Below are 3662 nucleotides of genomic sequence, written 5' to 3' on the forward strand. Positions count from 1 at the left end.
GCCGCCCGCCGTCCCCTGGGCGTCCGCACAGACTCCCCGCCCCCGGACTGGGACGCCGCAGCGACCGCGGGCCGAGCGCTGTACCGGCCTGCGGTGCCCGTGCTGTCGTGAGCGCGCGTTCCTTCCGGACGCCCGGGACCCACGCCCGTTCGAACACCACCGACCGTGCCGGTCCGCACCGGCACGGCGTCAAGGAGCCGCGATGCCCGAAGCCCCACCGGACGACGCGCCCGCGCTGCGCGTCGAGGAACTCGACGTGACGTACGGCCGCGCCCTGTCCGCCCTGCGTTCCGTGTCGCTGACCGTCCCGCACGGCGACGTCGTCGCGCTGCTCGGTGCCAACGGCGCCGGCAAGACGACGCTGCTGCGGGCCGTCTCCGGCACGCTGCGCCTGCACCGCGGCGCGATCACCGCCGGCCGCGTCCGCTACGGCGACACCGTCCTCGACGGCCGTGACCCCGTCGCCGCCGTCCGCGCCGGGATCGTCCAGGTGCCCGAGGGCAGGCGGATCTTCGCAGGGCTCACCGTCGAGGAGAATCTGCGGGCCGGCCGGCTCGGCCTGCCCCGGCGCGCCCCCGCCCAGGCCCGCCAGGCCCGCGACCGCGTCCTCGCGCTCTTCCCGCGGCTGGCCGAACGCGCCCGCCGGCCCGCCGGCCTGCTCTCCGGCGGCGAGCAGCAGATGCTGGCCATCGGCCGGGCCCTGATGGTCGCGCCCCGCCTGCTCCTGCTCGACGAACCCTCCCTCGGCCTGGCCCCGATGATGGTCCGGCGCATCGGCGAGGTGATCGACGAGATCAACGCCCAGGGCACCGCCGTCCTGCTCGTCGAGCAGAACGCCGGCCTGGCCCTCTCCCTCGCCGACCACGCCCACGTCCTGGAGGTCGGCGAGGTCCGCCTGTCCGGTCCCGCCGCCGAACTCGCCCGCACGGACGCCGTCCGCCGCCTCTACCTCGGCGGGAGCCCCGAGGCCGCCGACGGTCAGGGGGCCGCGTGAGCGCCCGTACCGACCCGCCGCCCCCGCTGACCGCCGAGCACGTCACCGTGCGCTTCGCCGGCCTGACCGCCCTCGACGACGTCTCCTTCACCGTCGCCCCGGGCACCGTGCACGCCCTCATCGGCCCCAACGGGGCCGGCAAGTCCACGTGCTTCAACGTCCTGTCCGGCCTGTACCGGCCCGCCTCCGGCAGCGTCCGGCTCGGTGCGCGGGACCTGACCCGGCTCGCCCCGCACCGCATCGCCGCCCTCGGTGTCGCCCGCACCTTCCAGAACATCGTCACCACGCAGGGCACGGTCGCCGACAACCTGATGCTCGGCCGCCACGCCCTGACCCGCGCCGGGTTCGCCGCCAGCGCCCTGCGCCTGCCCCGAGCCGTCCGGGAACAGCGCGCCCACCTCGCCGAGGCCCGCAGGATCGCCGACCTCACCGGCCTGGGCGGCCTCTTCGACACCCCGGTCGCCCTCCTGTCCTACGGCGACCGCAAACGCGTGGAACTCGCCCGCGCCCTCTGCCTGGAGCCCCGCGTGCTGCTGCTCGACGAACCCGTGGCCGGCATGAACGCCGCCGAACGGGCCCGCACCACCGAGGTCGTGCGGGACGTACGCGCCGAACTCGGGCTGTCCGTCGTCCTCGTGGAGCACGACATGGGTCTGGTGATGCGCCTGGCCGACGAGGTCACCGTCCTCGACTTCGGCCGCCGCATCGCCCACGGCACCCCCGACGAGGTCCGCCGCGACCCCGAGGTGCTGCGCGCCTACCTCGGCACCGACACCCCGGGGGAGGACGCGGCATGACCGGCCTGCTCGACACCCTCTTCGACGGCCTGGCCCTCGGCTCCGTCCACGCCCTGATCGCCCTCGGCTTCGTCACCGTCTTCAAGGCGTCCGGCGTCCTCAGCTTCACCCACGGCTCGCTGCTGCTGCTCGGCGGCTACCTCGTCGCGCTCCTCCACGACGACCGCGGCTTCGCCGGGGCCCTCGCCCTCGCCGTCCTGGTGACGGCGGCCGTCGCCGGAGCACTGGACCGGCTGGTCCTCCAGCGGATCGGCACCGACCCGCACGCCGCCCACGTGGCGACCATCGCCACCATCGGCGTCGACATCGTCCTCGCCACCGACCTGACCCGGCGCATCGGCGGCGACCTGCTCAGCCTCGGCGACCCGTGGGGCGACGCGGTGACCCACCTGGGGCCGACCACCGTCGCCGACAGCCGTATTGCCGCCGTCGTCGTCTCGGCCGTGGCGATCGGCGGCGTCTTCGCGCTGTTCCGGTACACCCCCTGGGGCCTGGCGCTGCGCGCCGCTGCCGAGGACGCCGAGGCCGCCGCGCTCATGGGCGTACGCCTGAGCAGGGTGCGCATGCTCGCCTGGTGCCTGGCCGGCGCGCTCGCCGCCCTGGCCGCCGTGTTCCTCGCCGCCTTCCCGGCCCCCGGTCTGGAACGCACCACCGGGCAGCTGGCCCTCACGGCGTTCCCGGCCGCGATCCTCGGCGGCATGGCCTCCCCGGTCGGCGCCCTGGCCGGCTCGCTGCTCATCGGCCTCACCGAGGCCCTCGTCACCGGCTACCAGTCCGACCTGCGCTTCCTCGGCGACGGCTTCGGCGACGTCGCCCCGTACGCCGTGATGGTCCTCGTCCTGCTGGTCCGTCCCGCCGGGCTGTTCGCGGCGAAGGGGGCTGCCCGTGTCTGACCTCCTCAAGCGCGGCGGACGGCTGCTCCCCGTCCTGCTGCTGTGCGCCCTGCCCTTCTACCTGGACGCCTTCTGGCTGCGCATCGGCCTGTTCTCCATGGCCGCCGCCATCGGCGCCGTCGGCCTCGGCCTGCTCAGCGGCACCGCCGGGCAGCTCTCCCTCGGCCACGCCTTCTTCCTCGCCGTCGGCGCCTACGGCTACGTATGGCTGGCCGGCGAGCCCGGACCGGGCCTGCCGCCCGCCCTCGCCGCCGTCCTCGCGGTCCTCCTCGCCGGCGCCGCCGGCGGCCTGTTCAGCCCCGTCGCCGGCCGGGTCAAGGGCGTCTCCCTCGGCGTGGCCCCCCTCGCCCTGGTCTTCCTCGGCCCCCCCGTCCTGCTCACCGCCGACTCCGTCCCCGGCGGCTTCAACGGCCGCTCCGTCCCGCCGCTGCGGATCGGCGGCTTCGCCTTCGACCAGGGCGACGGACTCACCGTCCTCGGCGTGCCGTTCGGCGCCGAGGAACGCCTGTGGTACCTGGGCCTCGCCCTGTTCGCGCTGACCTGGTCCACCGCCCGCGGCCTGCTCCGCGGCCGCCCCGGCCGCGCCCTGGCCGCCCTGCGCGACAGCGAGACCGCCGCGTCCGTGATGGGCGTGCACGTCGCCCGCTACCGCTCGGCGGCGTTCGTCGTCTCCTCCCTGTACGCCGGCCTCGCCGGCGTCCTGCTCGCCCTGTCCTTCCGGCGCGTGGTGCCCGACTACTTCTCCCTCGCCCTGTCCGTCGACTACCTCGCCATGATCGTCATCGGCGGCCTCGGCTCCGTCGCCGGAGCCACCGTCGGCGCGGTCTTCGTCACCGCGCTGCCCCTGCTGATGACGCGCTACGCCGACCGGCTGCCGCTGGTCGCGGCCCCCGGGTCCGGCGACGGCTCGATCGGCCCGACCGAGGCCGCCCGCTACCTGTACGGCGCCGCGATCGTCCTGATCCTGCTGTACGCCCC

General features: G+C 75.7%; 4 protein-coding genes. All 4 read left to right on the top strand.

What is annotated here, in order from left to right:
• Positions 1-202 precede the first annotated feature (202 nt).
• On the top strand, positions 203-994 hold the full coding sequence (locus tag GV126_RS34145) for an ABC transporter ATP-binding protein (protein ID WP_159675112.1): 792 nt from the start codon (positions 203-205) through the stop codon (positions 992-994).
• The gene (locus GV126_RS34150) at positions 991-1791 is read left to right on the top strand and encodes an ABC transporter ATP-binding protein (protein ID WP_159675114.1); all 801 of its coding nucleotides are present in this window, start codon (positions 991-993) and stop codon (positions 1789-1791) included. Before GV126_RS34145 ends, GV126_RS34150 begins: the two co-directional genes overlap by 4 nt.
• On the top strand, positions 1788-2684 hold the full coding sequence (locus tag GV126_RS34155) for a branched-chain amino acid ABC transporter permease (RefSeq protein WP_159675116.1): 897 nt from the start codon (positions 1788-1790) through the stop codon (positions 2682-2684). The genes GV126_RS34150 and GV126_RS34155 overlap by 4 nt, the downstream gene beginning before the upstream one ends.
• Positions 2677-3662 (top strand): branched-chain amino acid ABC transporter permease (locus tag GV126_RS34160; protein WP_201299984.1); only part of this gene is annotated, 986 nt, incomplete at its 3' end. The genes GV126_RS34155 and GV126_RS34160, both read left to right, overlap by 8 nt.

Origin of the sequence: Streptomyces mexicanus, assembly GCF_902506575.1 — a bacterium.
Lineage (GTDB): Bacteria > Actinomycetota > Actinomycetes > Streptomycetales > Streptomycetaceae > Streptomyces > Streptomyces mexicanus.